The sequence below is a fragment of the Pseudomonas tremae genome, assembly GCF_001401155.1.
Taxonomy (GTDB): Bacteria; Pseudomonadota; Gammaproteobacteria; order Pseudomonadales; family Pseudomonadaceae; genus Aquipseudomonas; species Aquipseudomonas tremae.
On record NZ_LJRO01000206.1, the window covers coordinates 146436 to 170896 of the forward strand.

Sequence of the window (24461 nt, forward strand, 5' to 3'; positions counted from 1 at the left end):
TGCTTACTCCAGGCTCGCGCCGTAGCCAAAACTGGCGGCAGGCTTGGCTGCGGTTTCGACCCAGACACTTTTCACTTCGCTGTATTCACGCAGTGCATCCAGGCCGGACGATCGGCCATAGCCACTCTCACCATAGCCGCCAAACGGCGAGCTGACGTGAATGGTCTTGTAACCGTTGACCCAGAACGTACCGGCACGCACCTGTTTTGCAACGCGATGAGCACGCCCGACATCGCGAGTCCAGACGCCACCGGCCAGGCCAAAGCGGCTGTCGTTGGCGATACGAATCGCGTCTTCTTCATCCTTGAACGGGATGGCCACCACCACCGGGCCGAAGATTTCTTCCTGGGAACAGTGCAAATCGTTGGTGCCCGCCAGTACGGTCGGGTTGATGTAGTAACCCGGTTTTTCCGGGACAGGATCAGCCTGCGAGCCAACTAGCCTGGCGCCATCTTTCAAGGCGCGCTCGACCATGCTTTTCACATGGTTGTATTGCTTGGCGTTGTTGATCGGGCCGATCTGGGTTTCCGGATCGCTCGGGTCACCCACCTTGAATTGCGTGGCGGCGACCGCCAGCGCGTTGGTGAACTTCTCGAAAATCGACTCTTGTACCAACAGCCGTGAACCGGAAACGCAGCTCTGCCCGGCACCGGAAAAGATCGCTGCCTGAGCACCGCGCAGGGCGACGTCCAGATCGGCATCCTCGAAGACGATGTTGGCTGACTTGCCGCCCAGCTCCAGCACTGCGGGAATACAGCGCTGCGCCGCCGCTACGGCAATATGCCTGCCGGTTGCCGGCGAACCGACGAATACCACTTTGCGTATATCAGCCTTGGCGATAAACGCCTGACCAATGGAATGGCCAAAGCCTGCGATCACGTTGACCAGCCCTTTCGGTACACCTGCACGCTCGATCAATACACCGACGATAAGCGAGCTGAGCGGCGTCAGTTCGGACGGCTTGAGGATGACGGCATTACCGGCGGCAATCGCTGGAGCAATCTGCCAGCCGCAGGTGAACACCGGCGCGTTCCACGGGGTGATCTGCAACACGGTGCCCAGCGGCTCGTAGGTCACGTAGTTGAGGTGCGTGGTCGGCACCGGGATGATCTCGCCGTGCAGTTTGTCCGCCCAACCAGCGTAATATTCGAACATTTCGGCAACTTTGAGCACTTCGACGCGAGCATCACGAATCGGCTTGTTGGCCGTCAGGGACTCGACCTGCGCGATATTTTCCAGCTCGTCGCGAATCAGATTACCTACCTGATACATGGCGCGACCACGCGCCTGGGCAGTCAATGCCCACCATTGCTGTTGCGCTGCCTTGGCAGCCTTGTCAGCGACGACGACCAACGATTCGTCGGCATCCGGAAAACTCAGCAACAGACTGTCGTCATGAGCATTGCGAACTTCAACCGGTGCGCCGTGGCCTTCGATGAACTCACCGCCGACGTAGCTGGCGATGACACTGCGGTCACCCCAATAAGGGCGCATCAGTTCGAGGATTTTTGCAGTGCTCATCAATTATTCTCCATGACCGTAAAGTGTGGCATCGGTGCGTTGCACGATGGCGCAGAAGTCTTCGTTGTCTGCCAGGGTTTCGCTGCTGGCTTGCCACAATTGCGCGACCACACGCGACAGCGGCAGGTCCATGTCCAGACTGTCGGCCAGATCACTGGCCAGGCCCACGTCCTTGCGCATCAGCCCCATCGTGAAACCGGAGTCATACGCCTTGTTGAGCACCCAGGTGGGGAACATGACTTGCGTGGCACCGCTGCGACCGGAGCCGGCGTTGAGACCTTGCAGGAGTTTTTCCGGATCGACACCTGCACGCGCCGCCATTGCGACCGCTTCGGCGGTGCTGATCAGGTGGCAGGCGGCAAGCATATTGTTGGCGATTTTGGCCACATTGCCCGCACCACACTGGCCGACATGCACGCGGGTGCCGCTCATGCCTTCCAGCACCGGCATGACGCGCGCCAGATCGGCGTCTTCGGCGCCGATGACCATCGACATGGTGCCGGTGGCTGCGCCTTTCGGGCCGCCGGAGACAGGGGCATCGATAAACGCGATACCGGTTTTTGCCAGTTCGGCGGCCACCTTGCGGCTCATTTCCGGCGTTGAGGTGGTGGTGTCGACCACCACCAGGCCCTTGCGACCGAATTCGCTGATGCCACCTGCGCCGAGGCACACCGACTCCACATGTTCAGCCTTGGGCAACGACAGAATCAGAATGTCGACGCTCTGAATCAGTTGCTTGCGGTCGGCAACCGGCTTGACGCCTTTGCTTTCGGCCTGGGCCAGCGCAGCCTGCGACAGGTCGAAGCCGCTCACGTCAAAGCCCTTGCCAGCCAGGGTGGCGGCCATGCCCCCACCCATGTTGCCCAATCCGATCACACCTGTTTTCAAAGTCATGTCTGCATCTCGATTAAAGGTTGTGTACGCATTCGAAGATGACGCTGCCAGCGGCTATCGCCAGCCCTGTGCCGATGATTCGAGTATGGACAGCGCTTTACCCTCTCAGCAATAATCCGAAAATCGAATTTATGTTGCCTTTAGCGCAACACTGGAAGCCCCATGAGCCTCGTCCAAGATCGACGCATCCTGTACTTCTTCGAAGCCGTCAGACTGGGCAGTGTCCGGGCTGCGGCAGATTTCCTGAACGTGGCGCCCTCAGCGGTCAGCCGCCAGATTGCCCAGTTGGAACAGGAACTCGGTTCGCCCCTGCTGGAACGTCATCGTCGTGGCGTCAAACCGACCGAAGCGGGCGACAGGGTGCTGGCGTACTACCGCCAGCGATTGACTCAGCAAGAGGTGCTGCTGGATTCGATTCAGGCCCTGAAAGGCCTGCACAGCGGCTCTGTAACGCTGGTCTCCGGAGAAGGGTTTCTCGAAAGTCTGGCACAACCGCTGGCGCGGTTTTCCGAGATGTATCCGAAAATCGAGTTGCTCGTGAATGTCTGCGGCAGCAATGAAGTGATCCGCCAGGTGGTCGAGGATGAAGCGCACATCGGCCTGGTATTCAACCCGGCTGCCGACCCGAAAATCCGCTCGCATGCTCATCAGCGTCAGCCAGTCTGCGTGATAACAGGGCCGGATCATCCGCTGACCGATGAACCTGGGCCGATACAGCTTCGGGCGCTCGAGCAGTACCGCGTCGCGCTGCCAGCGGTGTCTTACGGCATTCGCCAGATTCTCCTGCAGGCCGAGCATCAACTGGGCATTACGGTGCAACCGACGCTGACCTGCAGCACCTTCGCGATGCTCAAGCATTTCGCCATGCAGGGCGGTATCACGTTGCTGCCGACCTTCGTCGTGGAGGAAGAAATCAAGTCCGGAAAACTGCGCGCCCTGCCCTTGCAGCATGAAGTGTTCAGCAGCCCGCAGACGCACCTGATCAGCCGCCTGGGCCGCCAATTGAGTGTCGGTGCCAATCGTTTGATGGGCATGCTGTTACAAGATATGACGGCGTTTCGCAATTGACCGACCGTTAGTCCCAGGCTCGATTAATCTCGCTGAACCAAAAAAACCCCCGCGGTTCCTCTTTAGTAACGGAACAAACCTTCTGGTGCTAACGAGGATAAAACATGAGAGCTCTGACTTATCACGGCGCGAACAGTGTAAAGGTCGACACCGTGCCGGACCCCGTAATACAAGAAGCCGACGACATCATCCTGAAAGTGACGGCAACAGCCATTTGTGGTTCGGACCTGCATTTGTATCGCGGCAAGATTCCGACGGTCGAGCATGGCGATATATTCGGTCACGAGTTCATGGGCATCGTGGAAGAGACCGGCTCGGCAGTGACTGCCGTGCAAAAAGGTGATCGCGTAGTGATCCCTTTCGTGATCGCCTGCGGCAGCTGTTTTTTCTGCAACATCGACTTGTACGCGGCCTGCGAAACCACCAACACCGGGCGCGGTGCGATCATGAATAAAAAGTCGATTCCGCCAGGCGCGGCGCTGTTCGGCTTCAGCCATTTGTATGGCGGGATCCCGGGCGGTCAGGCCGAGTATGTTCGTGTACCCAAGGCAAACGTCGGCCCGTTCAAGGTGCCAGGCACACTGTCTGACGAAAAGGTTCTGTTCCTCTCCGACATCTTGCCCACTGCCTGGCAGGCGGTGACCAATGCGGGCATCGGTCCAGGTTCAAGCGTGGCCATCTATGGCGCTGGCCCGGTCGGCCTGATGAGCGCTGCGTGCGCGAAAATGCTCGGTGCCGAGAAAATCTTCATGGTCGATCACCACCCATACCGCCTCGCCTACGCGCAGAAGACCTATGGCGTGATCCCGATCAATTTCGACGAAGACGACGACCCGGCTGACACGATCATCCGCCAGACGCGCGGCATGCGCGGCGTCGATGGCGTGGTGGATGCCGTAGGTTTCGAAGCCAAAGGCAGCACGACTGAAACCATTCTGGCCACCCTGAAGCTGGAAGGCAGCAGTGGCAAGGCCTTGCGTCAGTGCATCGCTGCGGTAAGACGCGGTGGTGTGGTCAGCGTGCCGGGCGTTTACGCAGGGTTCATTCATGGCTTCATGTTCGGCGACGCGTTCGACAAGGGCCTGACTTTCAAGATGGGTCAGACCCATGTACAGCGTTTCCTGCCCGAATTACTGGAACACATTGAAGCGGGCCGACTTGAACCTGAAGCCATCATCACTCACCGCATGTCGCTGGAGGATGCGGCGCTGGGTTACAAGCTGTTCGACAAGAAGGAAGAGGATTGCCGCAAGATCATTCTGACGCCGGGTAATAACACAATTGTGGTGCCGGACAGAGAAACCGAAACGCTGGTGGGCGGCATACCGGCAGTCTGAAGGAGGCACGTCATGGAAGCGCTAAGTGTGTTCTGGATCGCCGCGGCGATCATCGTTGTGTTGCTGGACGTCTGGGTAATCTACAGCGTCTGGCGCTCGACCAAGACGCCAGGCACCAAGGCTGGCTGGACACTTCTGGTGCTGGCTTTACCGATAATCGGTGCCGGTATCTGGGGCATCAGCGGGCCGCGTGGTGTGGTGCAGGCGCCTGCATCAAGCAAACACAGCAGTGGCTGACAGGTGAAGTGCATGCCGACACATTCGTGTCGGCATGCGCCACTTTCACGTCATCGGCTCAAATACGCGAACCGTCCCTTGAATGGCTTGCCGATAGGGTCAGCCAGATCCCCATGCTTGCTGGTGGTCAGCCTCAGGTCGACCAGCGATTCCGCCAGTTTCACAGCTGCAGCCACACCATCGATGACCGGCAGACCAATTGCTTCGCTCAACTGCCGGCCCAGATCAGCCATGCCGCCGCAGCCCAGCACGATGGCACCGGCACCTTCCTGGTCACGGGCCATGCAAGCCTGTTCAGCCATCCGCTCAATCAGCTCCGGCCCACCGTCTTCAAGCGCCAGCACTGGCAAATCAATGCAGCGCACTGACGTACACAGGCCACTGAAGCCATAACGCTGCAACAGATGTTCGGCGATGATTCGGGTGCGGGTCAGCGTCGTGACCACTGCAAAACGAGTCGAAATCAAGCTGGCCATGTGAAACGCCGCCTCGGCAATGCCGATCACTGGCGCGCTGGCGTATTCACGCGCGGCCAACAAGCCAGGGTCGCCAAAGCAGGCGATGATGTGCGCATCGACGTTTTGCTCGCGCCCCTTGCGTATCTCTTCAAGCACGCCAAGGGTCGCGATGGCTTCGTCGAAATGCCCTTCGATAGACACCGGGCCGTCCTGCGGGCTGCACGCCAGAATCTGCGTACCGGGGCGCGCAACGGTTTGCGCTGCCAGCCCGATCTTGTCGGTCATGGCTTCGCTGGTATTGGGATTGATCACTTGAATACGCACCGGAACTCCTTCAGCGTCGTTTGAAGATGCTATGAAAATCGACTACCTCGCTGGCCGGCGCATCCACATTCAGGCTGGCCCGGATGCGTCGCAGGTGCTCGGCCATCCACTCGCGCGCCTGCTCGCCCTGCCCGGCTTCGAGCAACGTCAGCAAGTCAACATGCTGACCACAATCACACCCAACACTGCGCCGCGAACCGTACACCGCCACAACCAGCGATGAGCGCGTGGTGAGCTGTGCCACTTGTTCGGTCAATACCTGATTGCCGGCCAGCGCGCACAGTTGCACATGAAAACGCGCCGATAGCTGGATGGCTTCGCTGTGACGACCTGCATGCTGGGCTTCGTGCTCCTGCTCGCAGAGCGCTCGCAGTGACTCCAGCCGCTGACCAGCGACCCGCGCAGCAATGCTGGCCATCAGCGCAGGCTCGATCAGTTGCCTGGCCCCCAGTACATCCTGGGCCTCCTGCGCCGACGGCTGCGCAACTTCAGCGCCACGCTTGGGCCGCAAGGTGACGAGCCGTTCCAGTGCCAGACGCTGCAGAACCTTGCGAATACCGGTCCGGCTGACCTCGAAAACCTCGGCCAGTGCGTCTTCAGGCAAACGCGTGCCCGGTGCCAGCCGGTGTTCGACGATGGCTTCCAGTACATGTTGATAAATTTGCTCGTCACGGCCTTTTTCATCGGCAGCGGGCGTGAGGAACAAAGGGGCGCTGGCAGGTCGAGTCATAACTACTAATCACTTGCGTGGCACAAATCGTATACAAGAATAGTGCCCGATGTGGGGCAGGATGAGTAGCGCTATCTGGGCGACTGCGTCAGCAGGTCAAAAGGCACATGCGTGCAAATCGCACCGCAACCGCGCGAAAGCGCCCTTTTTACGTGCAATTCCGGCACTCCTTATCACTGGGTCAAAAAGAGCTTTTATCGGCCCGAATCGCCAATCAGCAAAGCCTGCGTTGCCTTGAAGCCAGCTAAAAATCCTCTGGCACATCTTTTGCGTACACGATCGTATACAAAAAAACAGGCGATCGTACCCCGATCTCTTCCCGACTCATCGAGGGAGTAGCGCAATGACACAACAACGCCCGGCCGGTTATAGCCCGCGCCTGCACAACAATGACCTGGGGCCGGTGCCCCAGAAATGGACCTGGTACAACATCCTCGCGTTCTGGATGAGTGACGTACACAGCGTCGGCGGGTACGTTTTCGCCGCAAGCCTGTTTGCGCTCGGGCTGGCCAGCTGGCAGGTACTGATCGCCTTGTTGATCGGCATCTGCATCATTCAGGTGATCGCCAACCTGGTCGCCAGACCCAGCCAGCAGGCGGCCGTGCCCTACCCTGTCATCTGCCGGCTTGCCTTCGGTGTGTTCGGGGCCAATATTCCCGCCATCATTCGCGGCCTGATCGCCGTGGCGTGGTACGGCATACAGACGTACCTGGCATCCAGCGCGCTGGTCATCGTAGTGCTACGTTTCTTTCCGGAGCTGGCCAGTTACCAGAGCATGACCTTTCTGGGTCTGTCATGGCTTGGCTGGTTCGGTTTTCTGGCGTTGTGGGTGGTCCAGGCAGCTGTATTCTGGACCGGCATGGAGTCGATCAGACGCTTCATCGACTGGGCCGGCCCTGCTGTGTATGCGGTGATGTTTGCGCTGGCGGGCTGGATTGTCTGGCGCGCAGGCTGGGACAACATCAGCTTTACCCTGGCTGAAAAAGAGTTATCCGGCTGGGCCGCATTCGGCCAGGTGGTCATGGCCATCGCCTTGGTGGTTTCGTATTTTTCCGGTCCGACTCTGAATTTTGGCGACTTCAGCCGCTACTGCCGCAGCATGGCAGACGTGCGCCGCGGCAACTTCTGGGGCCTGCCGGTGAACTTCCTGGCGTTCTCGCTGGTGACCGTGGTGATCGTTTCCGGCACCTTGCCGATCTTCGGCGAGATGATTCACGACCCAATCGCCACTGTGGCGCGCATCGACAACACCACTGCAGTGCTGCTTGGCGCCTTTACCTTCGTCACCGCCACTGTCGGCATCAACATTGTCGCCAACTTCGTCTCCCCGGCCTTCGACTTCGCCAATGTGGCACCCAGCCGCATCAGTTGGCGCGCGGGAGGCATGATCGCCGCCGTGGCCTCGATCTTCATCACCCCATGGAACCTGTTCAACAACCCTGAAGTGATTCACTACACGCTGGACGTGCTGGCTGCGTGCATCGGCCCGCTGTTCGGCATTCTGCTGGTGGATTACTACCTGATCAAAAAACAGCAGATAGATGTCGATGCCTTGTTCGATGACACGCCGAGCGGCCGTTACTGGTACACCAATGGCGTGAACTGGATTGCGGTCAAGGCCTTGCTGCTGACTGCGCTGGTGGGCCTGTGCTTCACCTTCATCGAATGGTTCAGGCCCATCGCCAACTTTGCCTGGTTTACCGGCTGCATTCTGGGCGGGGCAGTCTTCTACGCGCTGACCCGCTGGTCACCTGAGCAGGCCGCGAACGCGCCAGCGGCGGTTGGCCAGCAGCACCAGGCCCTGTAAAGAAGTCGGCGAACGGCGTGCGAGCCTGTGTCAGGTATGGCCTGAAACGCCTGCTTTGGCACAGGCCACACAAATTAAGGCGCAGAGGGGATTGATATTAATTTGACATCACGCATAGTCTAAGGTCATTGGATGATCAAGTGTCACTGACTCCTTGTACGAACGGATGCACAAAATAGAATAAATTTTGTACAACTTTCACGCCGCTGCGCTGCCCTATGACTGAGGCTTAGCGAACCAGGCGTTCAAGTGGGTTGATAGTGATGAGCAATGATGTGTCCGGTGGCAGGCCTTTTGCCCCCCAATTAGACCGAACTTCTGCGCAGGAATCTGCCGAGCGGCTGCAACTCGCCCTGGATTCAGGGGCCGTGGTCGGCACGTGGGTGTGGGACGTGGTTGCGGACAACCTGACTGGCGATGAACGGTTTGCCCGCACCTTCGGCCTGTGCCCGAAACTGTGCGCCAGAGGTTTGCCTCTGAACAAAGTAATGTCTTCCATACACCCTGAAGACAAAGCCAGCGTCCAGCAAGCCGTCGAACAAGCACTGCGCAATGGCACCGCCTACCGATACGAATACCGCGTGCTTCACGAGGACGGTGTTTATCGTTGGGTTGAGGCGAGCGGACGGCTTGAGCGCGACATCAACGGTAACCCGGTTCGCAGCCTCGGCATTCTGCTGGACATCGACAGTCGTCGCACTGCCGAGGTAGAGCGAGACAGGCTGAATGAATTGCTGCGCGTGTTCACAGCTGCAGTACCTGGTGTTGTCTACGCCAAGGACCTCGAAGGCAGAATGCTCGTGGCAAACCGCGGTACGGCGGAGCTGATTGGCAAGCCACCCGAGTTTTTTATCGGCAAGACCGACCTGGAATTTCTCGATGATCAGGATCAGGCGCGGACTCTCATGGAGACTGATCGCCGGATCATGACGAACAACGCCTGCGAACAGATAGAAGAGCACGTCAATCTTCCTGACGGCTCTGCCGCTATCTGGCTGTCCACCAAAGCACCGATGCTTGATGGCAACGGTAGCGTGATCGGCCTGATTGGCTCGTCAATTGACGTGACCGCCAGGAAGAAAGCCGAAGAGGCTGTCAGAGAACTCAATCAAACGCTGGAACAGCGCATCGAACAAGCTGTGCTGGAGCGCGAGCAGGTTGAAGATGCCTTGCGCCATTCTCAGAAAATGGATGCCGTCGGACAACTGACTGGTGGCATTGCCCATGACTTCAACAACTTGCTGGCGGGTATTTCGGGCAGCCTTGAGCTGATCACCAAACGTCTTTCGCAAGGGCGCGCTGGCGAAGTCGATCGCTATCTGTCTGTAGCGCAGAGCGCAGTGCGCCGCGCCGCATCACTGACGCATCGCTTGCTGGCCTTCTCGCGCCGCCAGACGTTGTCTCCGAAAGAGACCGATGTGAATGCGCTGATCAAGGATATGCAAGAGCTGATCACGCGCAGCGTCGGCCCTGAAATAGATATCAAAGTGGTTGCCCAGAATGACTTGTGGCCCGCGCTGATCGATCACGCGCAGCTGGAAAGTTCGTTGCTGAACCTGTGCCTGAACGCCCGTGACGCGATGCCGAACGGTGGCCGTATTCTCATCGAGACTGCAAACGCTTCACTCGATGAATGCATCGACCCCGATCACGGCATTCCGGCTGGCGAGCACCTGAGCATACGCGTCACTGATACCGGCAGCGGCATGAGCCCCGAGGTGGTTGCAAAGGCCTTCGAACCGTTCTTCACCACCAAACCCATTGGTGCCGGAACCGGACTTGGGCTTTCGATGGTCTACGGTTTCGTTCGCCAGTCTGGTGGGCAGATAAAAGTTGAATCCGTTGCAGGCCAGGGCACCAGCATCGTGATGCATCTGCCACGCCACGTGTCCGGCGTCGCTCTGAGCGACATCAAGCCGGAAACACTGGAAGAGCCTGCGGATCGTTCTGGCGAAACAGTGCTTGTGGTGGACGACGAGCCGTCAGTGCGCATGCTGGTGACCGAAGTAATCACCGGCCTTGGTTACACCTGCATTGAAGCCGCCGACGCCCAGTCCGGCCTGCAGATTCTCAAGTCGGACACGCGCATTGACCTGCTGATCAGTGACATAGGCTTGCCCGGTGGCATGAACGGCAGGGAGATGGCCGATGCTGCGTGCGAATACCGCCCCGGACTGCCCACACTGTTCATTACCGGGTATGCCAAGACTTCCGTGCTTGACGGTTGCCACCTGCGACCTTGTACACAAGTGTTGACCAAGCCCTTCGGCCTGGACGCGCTTGCAGGGCGAGTGAATGGGCTGATAGGCGCCGCCGAAACGATTAGCCAGGGTTATGTGCGCTGAGCGCAGCCAGGTGAGGCACGGCACGCCCGACGGCCGGTATTTTGTGGTCAAAGGACAGCTCTGGCGGTGCTCCAACCCTTCTTTGAGCGAAGACGTTCGCCAGCGACTGGTGAACGGACTGATGGCTGCGCGGCGCGCGGTCAAGACTGCCAAAGCGTCTGGAGACGCGAACGCACTGAAGGCTGCGCGGGCCGACGTCAATCAGGCCAAGGTCGCGCTTGGAGAACGCGGGGATGTCTGGTGGACAGATGGCGCCGAGGACTTCAATCGGCGCAAGGTGGGAAATACGCCTTATGCCGAGTGGTATGAACGACTGAGTGACGGTTAACGCTGAAACCATTCATCAGAAAACCTGAATGCGCGATTTGTTATATGACACACGACATTCATAAATAAGAAACATTGCCGATAACCCGCCTGCACCGCCCCGCTCCACACTACTTCTGCGCAATAGCTTTTTGAAGGCATCTCCCGACATGACAAAGTCTCTGAAATTCAGCCATAAAATTCTTTTGGCGGCGTCTCTCGTCGTCATCGCGGCATTCACTGCGTTCACGTCCTACAACGACTACCTGCAACGCAATGCGCTTCACGAGCAACTCAAAGAGAGCCTGAACCAGACGGGTGAAGGCACCGCTGGCAATATACGCAACTGGCTGTCAGGGCGAATTCTTCTGGTGGAAAACCTGGCGGAAAACGCCGTTGTTCCCCAGTCTGAGGAACAACAGAAATTCGCACTCGGCCAGCCCACGCTGCTCGCCACGTTCATGAGCATCTACCAGGGCAAGACGGACGGTTCTTTCGTCACTCAGCCGCCTGATGACATGCCTGCCGATTACGACCCGAGAACCCGCACCTGGTACACCGGAGCCATCGGCGCAGGCAAGACTACCCTGACCGAACCCTATCTGGATGCGGTGACCAAAGGGCTGATCGTCACCATCGCGACACCGGTAAAAAGCGCTGCGGGCGTGACAGGTGTAGTGGGCGGTGATCTGAGCCTGGAAATCCTGGTAGAGATGATCAGCTCGCTTAAACTGCATAACGACGGCTATGCCTTTCTGGTCGATTCGACCGGACGCATTCTTGTTCATCCGGATACTTCTCTGGTCATGAAGACGCTGGCGGAGGTCTACCCGGCTCATACGCCTGAGCTTTCCGAGGAGATCAGCGAGAGCGAGCGCGCCGGGAAAACGCAGATCCTGACCTTCGCCCATGTGGACGGGCTGCCCTCGGTCAACTGGTACGTGGGCGTGGCGATGGACAAAGACACTGCTTTCGCGGCACTGGGTGAGTTCAGAAACTCGGCCATCGTGGCCACTGTCATCGCAGTGGTATTGATCATTCTTCTGCTGGGCATGCTCCTGACCGTGCTGTTGCGACCGTTGAACCTGATGGGCCGCGCCATGCACGACATCGCTGCCGGCGAAGGTGATCTGACCAAGCGCCTGACGATTCAGAGCGAAGACGAGTTCGGCTATCTGGGCAATGGTTTCAATCTCTTTGTCGAGCGAATCCACGACTCGATGCGAGAAGTAGCCTCCTCGACCGTCCAACTCAACGAAGTTGCCCAGCGGGTGGTGAATGCCTCCAACTCGTCGATGCTCAATTCCGATCAGCAGTCCCACCGCACCAACAGTGTGGCTGCTGCCATTAATGAGCTGGGTGCGGCCACGCAAGAGATCGCACAGAATGCCGCGCGTGCCTCTGGCCATTCCAGCGACGCCCGCACCCTGGCTTCGGACGGTCAGGAAGTGGTCGGCCAGAACATTGCGGCAATGAGTCGTCTGTCCAGCCGAATCAGCAATGCAAGTGCGCAGATTGAAACGCTCAATACCAAGACAGCCAACATCGGCCAGATTTTGGAAGTGATTACCGGTATCTCCCAACAGACCAACCTGCTGGCCCTCAACGCTGCGATCGAGGCGGCCCGTGCTGGTGAAGCAGGACGAGGTTTTGCCGTTGTTGCGGACGAAGTCCGCAACCTCGCACATCGAACCCAGGAATCGGCGAGCCAGGTGCAAGAGATGATCGAGCAACTGCAATCCGGGGCTCGCGAGGCAGTTGCAATCATGAACGAAAGCCAACGAGAAAGCGTTGAGACTGTCGGCATCGCCAACAAAGCCGTTACAAGCCTGGAAACAGTGACCGATCGTATTGGCGAAATCGACGGCATGAACCAGTCGGTGGCAACGGCCACAGAAGAACAGACTGCAGTCGTCGAGGCCATTAACGTCGACATTACCGAAATAAATACACTGAACCAACAAGGCGTCGAAAACCTTAACGCTACGTTGCGTGCCTGCACTGACCTCGAACAGCAATCGACACGCCTGACTCAACTGGTCGGAAGTTTCCGTATCTGATGTTCCACGTGCTGCTGCCGGAGCAATTCTGGCAGCGAGCCGAGTTAAACATGTTTTAAAAAACAGCCATCATCACTCGTTTGAAGGTAGGGTAATGCTTTCATACGAGTGTTATTCATGGCCCTTCAGACCCCCAACAGTTCGCAAAAACACCTCGCCGTACTGATTGACGCCGATAACGCCCCGGCCGCCATTGTCGACGGCCTCTTTGAAGAGATCGCCAAGTATGGCGTTGCCAGTGTCAAACGTATTTATGGCGACTGGACCGGCCCGCAACTTGGCGGCTGGAAGAAAGTCCTGCTCGACTATTCCATCCAGCCCATTCAGCAATTCGCCTATACCAAAGGCAAGAATGCGACCGACAGTTCGTTGATCATCGATGCAATGGACCTTCTCTACACGCGCCGTTTCGACGGTTTTTGTCTGGTCTCCAGCGACAGTGACTTCACTCGCCTGGCCTCACGTCTGCGCGAAGAAGGCCTGACCGTTTATGGGTTTGGCGAGGAAAAAACACCCCGGCCATTCGTGGCGGCCTGCGACAAGTTCATCTATATAGAACTGCTTCGTGAAGAGCAGCCTGTGCCCGTCAGCGCAGATGCCACGCCGGATGCAACTGCAACTTCCGGCAACGTCAAACCTGCCGCTGCCGAGCCAAGCAAGAAGCCCAAGGCCCCAGTGGAGTTCATCGCGAAAATCATGGACGACATCGCCGACGAGGACGGCTGGGCGCACCTGAGTGCACTCGGCACGAACATCACCAAACTGCGACCGGAATTCGACCCGCGTACCCACGGCTATAGAAAGCTGAGCGATTTGATCAAGGGCCACTCGCACGCCTTCGAGCTACAGGCCAGAACAAGCGCAGGCGGAACCGCGGTGCTGTACGCGCGGCATAAAGTGCAGAGCAAGTGATGTTCATCAGGCAGCCGGTCACTGGCTGCCTTTCACGCGCAGCCGCAGACCATCAATGATTATCCGGTGTCAGAAACTTCATGGTTTCGGCAATAACCGAGGGATGATCAATCAGCCGATTGTGCCCCAGACCTTCGGTGGTAAAGAGACGTGCTCCCGGCCATAGTTTTGCGAACAGAGCGCCCTTTTCCCACGGCGTTTCACGATCACGCCGGTCATGAATAACCAATGCGGGACTTTTGAGCAAAGGCAGTCGCGGGCGGGCATCGTAGTCCGCAAAACGTTGGCCGGTCAGCGAATGCAGGACCCCTTCGAAGGGGTCGAACACCTCATGCGCAACACCGACGGTATCGAACAGTTGAAACACGCTCTCCGTGGGTGCCAGAAACGGCGCGATTATCACAAAGCGCTCGGGACGCCACTGCTCCTCTTGAGCGAAGACAATGGATGACGCTCCCAGCGAGTGTGCTATCACAGCGGCAGGTTTCCCGAAGTGGCGACCCACGCGTTGCTGAACGTCTACGAACTGGGTCATATGGCTGATGTGACCTGCGCTCAAGCCATGTGCGGGCTGATCAAAACCTACCACCGCATAACCCATTGACCGCAACGGCGGTATCCAGCCGATGAATCGCAACGCATAGCTTGACCAGCCGTGAGCAAGCAGCACATAAGGCTGACTCGACGGGTCGCCCCACACGTAGGTTTGAATCCTGAGCCCGTCCAGCTCCAGCGTGCTGCTTTTTACATCCGGCGCCGCGCTCAAGGCGGCTGCCGCCTGGGAACGCCCGGCTGCCTGCGGCGTGACGAAACGTCGAGCGAGGTATCTTCCTGTGATGCCCGGTAGAATACGGCTGGCAAGCATGAAACCGCCACGCAGCATAAACATTCGAAGCCTGTTGATGATCTTGCTCATTGGGATTCACCGCGTCGACCAGAAGACCTGGCGCCATTAGAGCAGCCTATCTTGTCACCGACAAGATAGAGTGAATCAACAGACCATAACTTTTATTTCATGACAGGGAGCCTCACATGTCGACGTCCGAGACCTCGCGGGCCTACCACCACGGCAATCTGCCCGCAGTCCTGCGCCAGGCGGCGTGGGACATCGTGGGCGAATCTGGCGTGCGGGCCATGTCTCTGCGCGAGTGCGCCAGACGAGCCAATGTCTCTCACGCGGCCCCCGCTCACCATTTCGGCTCTCTGGAAAACCTGTTGGCTGAGGTGGTGGCAGATGGTTACGAGCGCATGGCGAATTTCATCCTTGCTGCGCAGCAAGATCTTGAGGACACCGTACTGGGCTGCGGCATAGGCTACGTGAACTTCGCCAAAAGCTACCCGGAGCATTTCCGGTTGATGTTTGGCGCTGGCGTAAACCGGACACTGCCCAGGCTTCTCGAGTCAGGCGAAACCACGCTGCAATTGCTTCGCCAGTCGATACGCAGCGCCTGGATCGAAAAAAACGGCACCGAACCTGATACGCAGGTGCTGGAGCAGCGTACCTTTTCGGCCTGGAGTACCGCACATGGCTATGCATCGCTGACGATCGACAGAAAGATAGATGAACCCTCCTCCGTGGCCGCCGAGTCGATATTCAAACCGATGGCCGTTTTCCTGCTTACACCATAAAGCACACGGAGCACGGATCGCTCAATCCGCCACTCCCCCCTGAAAGCGAACGTCACTGTAACCGCGGCCATGAACGGGGGAAGGCGGTTCAGGTGTGCGTACGATCTGCCTTCCCCCTCACCTCAATCTTCGCCAATCACCAGGCACATCTGAGCTTTCGGCATTTTTGATGTTACTCAACATCAATGCGTTGACTTTTTAGAGTTTGATCGTAATCATAAGCGCCATCCCCTCCTCTGGAAGTCGACACAATGTCCGAGAAAGCGCTTTTTGAAACCTTTGCCTTGGGTCACATGACACTCGCGAACCGTATCGTGATGGCGCCGCTCACTCGCAACCGCGCGGGTGCAGGTCTGGTCCCTACAGACTTGGCGGTGACTTACTACGCTCAACGCGCTTCTGCCGGGCTGATCATTACCGAAGCGACGCAAGTCTCAGCTCAGGCGCAGGGTTATCAGGACACTCCAGGCCTGTACACAGCTGAGCAAATCGCTGGCTGGCGCAAGGTCACAGATGCCGTGCATGCCAAGGGCGGACACATTTTTGTGCAGCTTTGGCACGTAGGCCGCGTATCCCACGTTGACCTGCAGCCGGGCGGCGCAGCGCCGGTTGCCCCCTCCGCGATTCGCGCTCAGACCAAAACCTTCGTCAATAACGGTTTCGCAGACGTTTCCGAGCCCCGCGCGCTGGAGCTGAACGAGCTGCCGGGCATTGTGGACGACTTCCGTCAGGCGGCGGCGAACGCCATCGCTGCGGGCTTCGACGGCGTGGAGATTCACGGTGCCAACGGTTACCTGCTCGATCAGTTCATCAAGGACAACGCCAACGTGCGTACCGACGCCTACGGCGGCTCGATAGAGAACCGGGCACGCCTGCTGCTGGAGGTGGTCGGCGCCGTGGTGAAGGAAATAGGTGCGCAGCGCATCGGTGTCCGGATCTCGCCGGTTTCTCCAGCCAATGGTGTGTCCAGCAGCGACCCGCAAGCGCAGTTCGACTACATCGCACAACAGCTCGGTGAGCTGGGCATTGCCTATATGCATGTGGTGGAAGGCGCGACCGGCGGCCCGCGTGATGTTGCGCCGTTCGATTACGACGCACTGCGCCAGCGCTTCAAGCACACCTACCTGGCCAACAACGGCTACGACCTGACGCTCGCTACCGCCCGCGTCAACGCGAACCAGGCGGATCTGATCGCCTTCGGCCGTCCGTTCATCAGTAACCCTGACCTGGTCGAACGCTTGAAAACAGGCGCGCCACTGGCAGCGCTCAGCCAGGCGACGCTTTATGGCGGTCACGCCAAAGGCTACACCGACTACCCGCCACTCAACGGCTGAAACACGTCGCTGCACTGCCCCGCTGCGTATTTTTAAAGGACATTCTCGATGACAACACTTTCCACTGTACTCATCACCGGCGCCTCCAGCGGTATCGGTGCCGTCTATGCCGAACGGTTTGCCCGCCGTGGTCATAACCTGGTGCTGGTCGCCCGCGACAAGCAACGTCTAAATACGCTGGCTGCGCGCCTGCGCGAAGAAAACCAGGTGACTGTGGAGGTGCTTCAGGCTGACCTGACCGAGCCTGCGGACCTTGGCGCACTCGAGACCCGCCTGCGCGACGACGCCCGAATCGGCGTGCTGATCAATAACGCCGGCATTGCCCAATCCGGATGGCTCGTCCAGCAGAACGCCGAAGCCATCGACAAACTGATAGCGCTTAACGTCACCGCGCTCACGCGTCTTGCCGCCGCCGTAGCGCCACGCTTTGCGCAATCAGGCACCGGGGCGATCGTGAACATTGGCTCGGTGGTGGGCTTCATGCCTGAGTTCGGCATGTCCATCTACGGTGCCAGCAAGGCCTTCGTGCTTTACCTGTCGCAAGGCATGCACCTGGAGCTGTCGCCCAAAGGGGTCTACGTGCAGGCGGTATTGCCAGCAGCCACCCGCACCGAAATCTGGGAGCGCGCAGGGATCGACGTCAACACGCTCTCTGAGGTAATGGACGTTGCGGAACTGGTCGATGCGGCGTTGCTCGGTTTCGACCGACGCGAGCTGGTGACCATTCCGCCGCTGCACGTGGCGGGCCGTTGGGATGCGCTGGAAGGCGCGCGTCAGGGCCTGCTGTCGGACATTCAACAAGCCAGGGCCGCAGAGCGCTACCGGCCGGACGCCTGAGGACAGGACTCGTATCCGAGCCTGTTTTTAACCCAGCAACATCGAGCGCAGCCACTTTTCGTACATTGCCCAAGGCTGGCCTGCCCAACGCCGGAGTATCAGATGAATCAGTTTTCCGAAAAAACCGCAATCGTAACGGGTGCATCCTCCGGTATTGGCAGGGCGATTGCCGAGGCGCTTGCGCAGGCAGGCTATACGGTATTTGGCACCAGTCGCAAAACCGGCGACAGTCCTCAGCAAGTGTCGATGCTCCCTTGCGATGTGACAGATGATGAGTCTGTCAGCGCTCTCGTATCCTCGGTACTTGCCCAGACCGGGAGGATCGACCTGTTGGTCAACAACGCTGGCATCGGTCTGCTGGGTGGCGCCGAAGAGTTTTCGATTTCGCAGGTGCAGGCACTTTTCGATGTCAATCTGTTCGGCGTCATCCGCATGATCAACGCAGTGCTGCCGTCGATGCGGCAACGTGGCCAAGGGCGCATCATCAATATCGGTTCGATTCTGGGAGTGATACCTGCGCCCTACTCGTCTCATTATTCGGCGGTCAAACACGCGCTGGAAGGCTATTCGGAATCTCTCGATCACGAGATTCGGGCCTTCAATATCAGAGTCTCGGTCATTGAACCTGCATTTATAAGAACCGTTTTCGATCAAAACGGCATCGAGCCGGATTCACGATTGAAGGAGTACGACCAGGCGCGAGCCGGGTTCAAGGCACTGTTGGCCGATGTGATGCCCAAAGCCGACCTGCCGGAAGTCGTGGCAGCTGTCGTGCTGAACGCCGCAGGCGATGCCAGCCCCAAACAGCGTTACACGGCCGGCAAGGCGGCACGACAAATCAGCATTCTGCGTCGCTTCGCCCCCGCCGGGCTGTTTGATAAAAGCCTGCGCAAGCAATTCCGCTTGCCGACCTGAACCACAGCGCTCCGATCGCAGCCACTTAACGTGCAAAGCCTGGTGAGCGCTTCGCAAACCAGTAGGCATCGGCGATAAAAAACAGCGCCAGCAGGGCACCGCTGATGCCCAGGGTCGCGGGCGCGCCCAAAGCCGCCGCACACAGCCCTGCCAAGAGGCCGCCGATGGCCTCGAAGCCAAACCTCATCGCGATATAGAACGAGATGATGCGCCCACGAAGCTCAGATGGCGCATGGCTTTGCAGCAACATGTTGGTGCTGACGTTACTGGCGGTAATGCCGAAACCCACCAGCGCCAATAACCCCAACGCGGCCGTCAGCGGAAGACTGAAACCCAGCCCGAGCATTGCGACTGAACAGCTGACTACAGCCACCGAGATGAACACTTGAAGCCGATCAAGCGACCCGCCTAACGCAAGCATCAGCGTGGCAATAAATGCGCCCGCCCCGGCAGCACCCCACAACCAGCCCAGTGTCTGCGCGTCACCGGCGTAGTCGGTTTTTGCCAGGATGGGCAGCAGTACCGCGTAGTTCGAGGCCAGCAGGTTCACCGCGACGACGCTGATAATCAAACGACGGACGCTCATCGTGCGCCAGATGTAATTCAGGCCCTCCTTGAACATCTCGCCTGTCGAGCCTGTGGCCCTCGCGACAGGCGCTATTTTCGTTCTGCTCAAGCTGACCAGCAGCAACGTGAAGGCGATGGAGGTCATGAGAAAGCACGCGCCTTCACCACTGAGCATAATGAGCACGCCTGCCAGGGGTGGACCAATGAACCGGGCAGCATTGATAAGCATGGCGTTGAGTGCCAATGCATTTGGGAGGTCGGACGGTTTCGGGACAAAGCTTGCAATGAGTGCCTGCCGCAAGGGTGTTTCCACAGCGTTCAGCAACCCAAGGATCAACGCCATGACGATCATTGCGACGTCCGTCAGCCAGCCTGTCCAGGCGAGCACAGCCATGCAGAACGACTGCACAGCCAGCAGCCCTTGAGCCCAGATCAGAAGCTGGCGCTTGTCATGCCGATCGATCCAGGCGCCAGCCAAAGGCCCCACCACCAACTGCGGCGCCAACATCAGAAACGTCAGAAGCCCCAACAATAACGCGGAAGATGTCAGGTGGTAGGCCAACCAGGATAACGCGACCTGCTGTACCCACTTGCCGAGGGTAGAGATGGCCTGGCCGGCAAAATAAATCTGGAAATTTCGATGCGCCAATGCCCGAACAGGGCCGGGCCAGCGCGTCGATGCTGAATCTGGGGAAGATTGCATGGAGCCCTCACATAAAGCCCTTCGCGCTCAACCCCTGGCAAGCTGGAGATCGTGCGCGAAAGGCACGATTACACCAGCTCATTCTGGAAGCTGGCAGCCTTTTTTCTTCAATGATTCAAGTACCCAGGAGCGATCATTTTCGCCCTTGGCGATCTGCTCCAGTTGCTTTTGCTCTGCATGATGCTTGGCTGCTGCCCGGTCATACACCTCTGCAACCTGGTCGTAAGGGACACACAGCAAGCCGTCGTCATCGCCTATCACCAGATCCCCCGCCTCGATGACCATGCCGTCGATGGCGATCGGGACATTGATTTCGCCTGGCCCGTCTTTATAAGGACCCCGATGCGATACACCGGCTGCAAACATCGGGAAGTCGCCTGCACCGATGCTGGCGGCATCACGGATGGCGCCGTTGATGACGATGCCAGCCACACCACGTTTTACAGCATAAGCCACCATCATTTCGCCAATCAGCGCGTTAGTCAGGTCGCCCCCGGCATCCACCACAATCACGTCGCCCGGCTGAGCAATATCAATAGCGTAATGCAGCATCAGGTTGTCACCCGGACGGGCCTTGACCGTCAAGGCCGGCCCGGCGAGAACGCCCGCACGGTGCATGGGGCGCAGCCTGGACCCGCCAGCGGTCATCCGGTTCATCGAGTCACTGACATTGGCCACCGGAACATCGCGGTAGCGGGCGACCCATTCCGGGCTGACTTTGCGGGCTGCACTGAGAACTCTGAATCCGATCGTCATGTGGCTTTTCTCTCTTGAAATTATTGGATGCGGCCAGGCACTAAACCAAATAACAGAATGGCATTTCATTTTAACAGGATCAATAGGCGGATCCCCGAATGAAAGCCACTCATCAAGATTATCAATTCATCTATATTGCAACGCCATTTCATTATGTTAGGGTTCAGCCAGGTGCAGATGTCTTCTCGACGCCGCACACGACCTCTATAAAAACAAGGTATCGATCATGAATCGGAAGATCCTGCTGACAGGCCCCGAACTGGCAGCCGATGCGATGGCCTACGCCGCATCTCAAGGCATTACCATCATCCCCACCACGCCCTACATGCCCGCCGAAGAGCTGACTGCAATAATCCGCGACGAACAACCTCACGCGATCATCGTGCGCCAAGGCAAGCTGACCAAGGACATGATCCAGGCCTCAGGCAATCTGAAAATCATTGCCAAGCATGGTGTGGGTTACGACACCATCGACATTCAGGCGGCGGCTGACAGCAACATTCCCGTGACAATCGCACTCGGTGCCAATGCCCAATCGGTTGCAGAACATGCCTTTGCGCTGATGTTCAGTGTGGCTCGCCAGACAGCGGCACTTGATGCCCGCATGCGCGCGGGGCATTGGGACAAGGCAACGGCCAATGGGGTCGAGCTTTTTGGCAAGACGCTGGGCCTGGTAGGCCTGGGCTCTATTGGCAGCATCCTGATGGAACTGGTTGCTCCGTTGCGCATGAAAGTGAAAGTCTTCGATCCCTACCTCAAGACGCTTCCTGATCGCGATTACGTCGAGCGTGAAACCGACTTCAACAACCTGCTGGCAACCAGCGATGTCATCAGCCTTCACTGCCCGCTGACCGACGACAACGGCAACCTCTTCGGCCGCGAACAATTCGAGCGCATGCGCCCTTACAGCATTCTGATCAATACTGCTCGCGGCGAACTTGTCGACACTGCTGCACTGGTCGAAGCCCTGAAGACAGGTCAGATCCTGGGCGCCGGGCTGGACACTTTCAACCCTGAACCACCGCCTGCAGACAGCTCTTTGTGGAGCCTCGCAAACCTGATAGCAACACCTCACGTGGGCGCCAATACCACCGACTCCCGTGATCGGGTCGGACTGCTGGCCGTTCAGCAGATCGTGAGCGTTTGGGCAGGTGGCGATCTGGATCCGCGCTGCATCGTCAACCGACGCTTGCTATCGGCTGAAGCCTGACGTTTCACGATCGGATCGGCATTCCCGAACCGGCGATAACCTGCACACCGATTCTCCAAAAAAATAAACATAGGAGAGCATCATGGCCGTAGCCCCAGCCTCACCCGGCATCAGTGAATTAGAACGTCTGACCATGAAACGCGTGGCCTGGCGCCTGCTTCCATTTCTGATCATCTGCTACCTGATCGCTATTATCGATCGTGGCAACATCGGGATGGCATCGCTGCAAATGAACCATGACCTGGGCCTGAGCCCGGCCATTTTCGGGTTTGCCAGCAGTCTGTTTTTCGTTTCATATTTTCTGGTCGAAGTGCCCAGCAACCTTGCGCTGCAGAAATTCGGCGCACGGCTGTGGATCGCCAGAATCATGATCACCTGGGGGATCGTCTCCGCAGGCACTGCGTTCGTGCAAGGCGCGAACTCTCTGTATGTCATGCGTTTTCTTCTAGGGGCGGCGGAAGCCGGCTTTTTCCCCGGCGTGCTGCTCTACCTCACCTACTGGCTGCCGGCCGCTTATCGGGCGCGCATGGTTGCGATCTTCATGGTTGCCATCCCGGGCGCCAACTTCATAGGCTCTCCGCTGTCCGGGTTGCTGCTCAGTCTCGATGGCTGGATGGGCATGCGCGGCTGGCATTGGTTGTTCATTCTGGAAGGCATCCCGGCTGTATTGCTCGGTATTGCCTGCCTGTTTGTTTTGACCGATCGCCCCGAACAGGCGACATGGCTGACCGACGAGCAGCGCCATTGGCTCACGGGCAGGCTCGCAGAAGAGCGTCAGAAAAAAACCAACATCGGGCATATGTCGCTCTGGAAGCTGCTCAAGCACAAAGATATCTGGGTGCTTGCACTGATCTACTCCGGGGCCTCGGCAGCCGGTAGTACCATGAGCGTATGGGCCCCGCAGCTGTTGAAAACCTTCGGCCTGTCCAACCTGGAAATAGGCCTGGTCAATGCCATTCCCTACGGCATTGCCTCGGTGGCGATGATCATTTGGGGGCGCAGTTCCGACCGCACCAACGAGCGTCGCTGGCACACTTCGCTGACATTGCTGCTGATTACCGCAGGCTTGCTGCTGGCGCTGGTAACGTCCTCGCTCGCCGCAACCGTCTTCCTGCTCACCATGGTTCTGATTGGCGCCTACTCGATGAAAGGCCCTTTCTGGGCGCTGGTATCTGGTTGGCTGTCCTCGTCGACCGCTGCGGCTGGCCTGGCGGCAATCGGGGCACTTGCCAACCTGATAGGCGGCGGCCTGATGGTCAACGCTTATGGCGCCATTCATGAAGCAACCGGCAGCTATGCCATTGCCATGCTGCCACTGGCAGCGCTGTGCGCAACAGGCGGAATTATGGTGCTGGTCATGGGCCGCAAGCGTCAGAAAGAAGCGTCTTCCAGCGCAACTCCGTCGAAAGCAAGCTGACCCGCCCTCTGCGCAACGCCATAGGCACTGACACGGCCAATGGCGTTGACGCCAGCATTCTGGATGGCGTTGATTCAATGGGTTTATGAAGAAGGATCACCGCCCAACTCTTCGCGACAACCTGGTAAAACGTCAAGGTTTCAGCTAACCGCGCCTGCTTTCAGAGCATCCTTTGCAAGCGGATCAGCCCGATGATGCTTGCCACCCAGGCTGCGTGTCAGGTCATCAGCGACATCAGAGAAAATCTTCCCTAACTGCCTGGCATGCTCCTCCGTCAAGCGGCTGGCCGGCCCGGAAATAACCAGCGCCCCCACCAGCTCGTTCAACGGCCCGAACACAGGCAGCGCCATCGATGCCGCGTGTGGATCAGTCGCGCCACACGAGTAGATAGGTTCCATGCCTTCGACGGCACCAGTGGCACGCAAAGCCTGCGCCCCCGCTGCGCGATCCATCGGTCGCATATCCCCGGGCTGAAGATGAAGCCGAAGCGGATGAGGCGAGTTGACGCGGTACTGACACAGTCGATAAGCCCCGTGCCGGACATAGAAAGAGGCCGTTTCTCCGGTCTCATCGGTCAGCCGCTGCAGCCTTGGCAGTACGTGCCGCTCCAGATCCAGCGCCTCCTGATAGACCGCATTCAGGCGCATCACCTCGCTGGCCAGCATATAGCGACCATCAGACAGACGCGTCACAAAACCATGATTCTCCAGAGAAACCATGAGGCGCATGATCGTACTTTTTATCAGGCCCGTGCGCTCTGTGAGCTCCACAAGGTTCAGGGCCGTGTCCCCAACCTGAAACGCGGTCAGAACGGTCAGCACACGATCAGCAGATGCGACACCACTGACGGCGGGTCTTGGACGCGTTTTAACCATTGAATAGATGCTCCGTTTGTCTTGGATCGTTCAGCAGAAACCGAACGCGTGAGCACCATTATCCGTTAGCGGCGGCCTGATCGCTATTGGTGAGGGGTAAACAGGTTATAGCGAGCTGGCTACCAGCTTCGTTTGGCGCCAGCAGGCAAAAGCCGAAAGCTGACATCGTTGCTCGCCCGGGCGTCCTCGATGCTGAACTCTCACCTGACTTCGTTCTCT

22 protein-coding genes and 1 pseudogene are annotated in these 24461 nt (G+C 58.4%); 15 read left to right on the plus strand and 8 right to left on the minus strand.

Annotated elements, in window-relative coordinates; translation table 11 throughout:
- Positions 1-3: 3 nt before the first annotated feature.
- Both ALO43_RS15215 and ALO43_RS15220 read right to left on the minus strand, forming a co-directional pair.
- Positions 4-1521, minus strand: a complete 1518-nt coding sequence (locus ALO43_RS15215; protein WP_024670179.1) for an aldehyde dehydrogenase family protein — start codon at positions 1519-1521, stop codon at positions 4-6.
- Positions 1522-1524: 3 nt separating this feature from the next.
- Positions 1525-2415, minus strand: coding sequence for an NAD(P)-dependent oxidoreductase (locus tag ALO43_RS15220; protein ID WP_005889963.1), 891 nt, complete (start codon positions 2413-2415; stop codon positions 1525-1527).
- Between the two features lie 162 nt (positions 2416-2577).
- On the opposite strand from ALO43_RS15220, the gene ALO43_RS15225 reads away from it, so the two are divergent.
- The 3 genes from ALO43_RS15225 (at position 2578) to ALO43_RS15235 (ending at position 5057) form a co-directional block, all read left to right on the plus strand.
- The gene (locus ALO43_RS15225; RefSeq protein ID WP_005889960.1) at positions 2578-3483 is read left to right on the plus strand and encodes a LysR family transcriptional regulator; all 906 of its coding nucleotides are present in this window, start codon (positions 2578-2580) and stop codon (positions 3481-3483) included.
- Between the two features lie 104 nt (positions 3484-3587).
- A complete protein-coding gene (locus tag ALO43_RS15230) occupies positions 3588-4820 on the plus strand; it encodes a zinc-dependent alcohol dehydrogenase (RefSeq protein WP_054997749.1) in 1233 nt (410 codons plus the stop codon).
- A gap of 12 nt (positions 4821-4832) precedes the next feature.
- Positions 4833-5057, plus strand: coding sequence for a PLD nuclease N-terminal domain-containing protein (locus tag ALO43_RS15235; protein WP_024670177.1), 225 nt, complete (start codon positions 4833-4835; stop codon positions 5055-5057).
- A 50-nt stretch (positions 5058-5107) separates the two neighbouring features.
- On the opposite strand, the gene ALO43_RS15240 is transcribed toward ALO43_RS15235, so the two are convergent.
- The gene (locus ALO43_RS15240) at positions 5108-5839 is read right to left on the minus strand and encodes an aspartate/glutamate racemase family protein (RefSeq protein ID WP_053480556.1); all 732 of its coding nucleotides are present in this window, start codon (positions 5837-5839) and stop codon (positions 5108-5110) included.
- Between the two features lie 10 nt (positions 5840-5849).
- Positions 5850-6569, minus strand: coding sequence for a GntR family transcriptional regulator (locus ALO43_RS15245; RefSeq protein WP_054997750.1), 720 nt, complete (start codon positions 6567-6569; stop codon positions 5850-5852).
- A 343-nt stretch (positions 6570-6912) separates the two neighbouring features.
- Between ALO43_RS15245 and ALO43_RS15250 the strand changes: the two genes are divergently transcribed.
- From ALO43_RS15250 to ALO43_RS15270, 6 genes and pseudogenes are all read left to right on the plus strand, one after another.
- Positions 6913-8376 (plus strand): NCS1 family nucleobase:cation symporter-1, encoded by a 1464-nt coding sequence (locus tag ALO43_RS15250; protein ID WP_054997751.1) that lies wholly within the window; start codon positions 6913-6915, stop codon positions 8374-8376.
- A 263-nt stretch (positions 8377-8639) separates the two neighbouring features.
- Complete coding sequence (locus ALO43_RS15255; RefSeq protein WP_005889950.1) at positions 8640-10721, plus strand: hybrid sensor histidine kinase/response regulator; 2082 nt, start codon at positions 8640-8642, stop codon at positions 10719-10721.
- Positions 10711-11049 carry a hypothetical protein gene (locus ALO43_RS15260; RefSeq protein WP_032618566.1) on the plus strand — a complete coding sequence of 113 codons (339 nt, stop codon included), beginning with the start codon at positions 10711-10713 and terminating at the stop codon, positions 11047-11049. The genes ALO43_RS15255 and ALO43_RS15260 overlap by 11 nt, the downstream gene beginning before the upstream one ends.
- Before the next feature lie 148 nt (positions 11050-11197).
- Positions 11198-12232, plus strand: a pseudogene (locus ALO43_RS32130) (HAMP domain-containing protein); the annotation flags it as partial.
- Between the two features lie 90 nt (positions 12233-12322).
- Positions 12323-13087, plus strand: a complete 765-nt coding sequence (locus ALO43_RS32135; protein WP_371906681.1) for a methyl-accepting chemotaxis protein — start codon at positions 12323-12325, stop codon at positions 13085-13087.
- Between the two features lie 117 nt (positions 13088-13204).
- Entirely contained in the window at positions 13205-13999 is a 795-nt protein-coding gene (locus ALO43_RS15270) for an NYN domain-containing protein (RefSeq protein ID WP_005889941.1), read from the plus strand.
- A gap of 52 nt (positions 14000-14051) precedes the next feature.
- On the opposite strand, the gene ALO43_RS15275 is transcribed toward ALO43_RS15270, so the two are convergent.
- The gene (locus ALO43_RS15275; RefSeq protein ID WP_054997752.1) at positions 14052-14915 is read right to left on the minus strand and encodes an alpha/beta hydrolase; all 864 of its coding nucleotides are present in this window, start codon (positions 14913-14915) and stop codon (positions 14052-14054) included.
- Positions 14916-15031: 116 nt separating this feature from the next.
- Between ALO43_RS15275 and ALO43_RS15280 the strand changes: the two genes are divergently transcribed.
- The 4 genes from ALO43_RS15280 (at position 15032) to ALO43_RS15295 (ending at position 18714) form a co-directional block, all read left to right on the plus strand.
- Positions 15032-15628, plus strand: a complete 597-nt coding sequence (locus tag ALO43_RS15280) for a TetR/AcrR family transcriptional regulator (RefSeq protein WP_024670169.1) — start codon at positions 15032-15034, stop codon at positions 15626-15628.
- Between the two features lie 251 nt (positions 15629-15879).
- Positions 15880-16962, plus strand: a complete 1083-nt coding sequence (locus ALO43_RS15285) for an alkene reductase (RefSeq protein WP_054997753.1) — start codon at positions 15880-15882, stop codon at positions 16960-16962.
- A 48-nt stretch (positions 16963-17010) separates the two neighbouring features.
- Positions 17011-17799: an SDR family NAD(P)-dependent oxidoreductase gene (locus ALO43_RS15290; protein WP_054997754.1), complete on the plus strand. Its 789-nt coding sequence runs from the start codon at positions 17011-17013 to the stop codon at positions 17797-17799.
- A gap of 102 nt (positions 17800-17901) precedes the next feature.
- Complete coding sequence (locus ALO43_RS15295; RefSeq protein ID WP_054997755.1) at positions 17902-18714, plus strand: oxidoreductase; 813 nt, start codon at positions 17902-17904, stop codon at positions 18712-18714.
- A 25-nt stretch (positions 18715-18739) separates the two neighbouring features.
- Here the strand turns inward: ALO43_RS15295 and ALO43_RS15300 are convergent, their stop codons facing one another.
- Together ALO43_RS15300 and ALO43_RS15305 are read right to left on the minus strand one after the other, a co-directional pair.
- A complete protein-coding gene (locus ALO43_RS15300; protein ID WP_024670165.1) occupies positions 18740-19984 on the minus strand; it encodes an MFS transporter in 1245 nt (414 codons plus the stop codon).
- A 78-nt stretch (positions 19985-20062) separates the two neighbouring features.
- Positions 20063-20740 (minus strand): RraA family protein, encoded by a 678-nt coding sequence (locus tag ALO43_RS15305; protein ID WP_005889929.1) that lies wholly within the window; start codon positions 20738-20740, stop codon positions 20063-20065.
- A 226-nt stretch (positions 20741-20966) separates the two neighbouring features.
- Here ALO43_RS15305 and ALO43_RS15310 point away from each other — a divergent pair, with 226 nt between their 5' ends.
- Positions 20967-21950 carry a hydroxyacid dehydrogenase gene (locus ALO43_RS15310; RefSeq protein ID WP_005889928.1) on the plus strand — a complete coding sequence of 328 codons (984 nt, stop codon included), beginning with the start codon at positions 20967-20969 and terminating at the stop codon, positions 21948-21950.
- Between the two features lie 82 nt (positions 21951-22032).
- A complete protein-coding gene (locus ALO43_RS15315; protein WP_005889927.1) occupies positions 22033-23367 on the plus strand; it encodes an MFS transporter in 1335 nt (444 codons plus the stop codon).
- Positions 23368-23507: 140 nt separating this feature from the next.
- Here ALO43_RS15315 and ALO43_RS15320 read toward each other — a convergent pair whose 3' ends face one another.
- The gene (locus ALO43_RS15320) at positions 23508-24242 is read right to left on the minus strand and encodes an IclR family transcriptional regulator (RefSeq protein WP_005889926.1); all 735 of its coding nucleotides are present in this window, start codon (positions 24240-24242) and stop codon (positions 23508-23510) included.
- Positions 24243-24461: the final 219 nt, after the last annotated feature.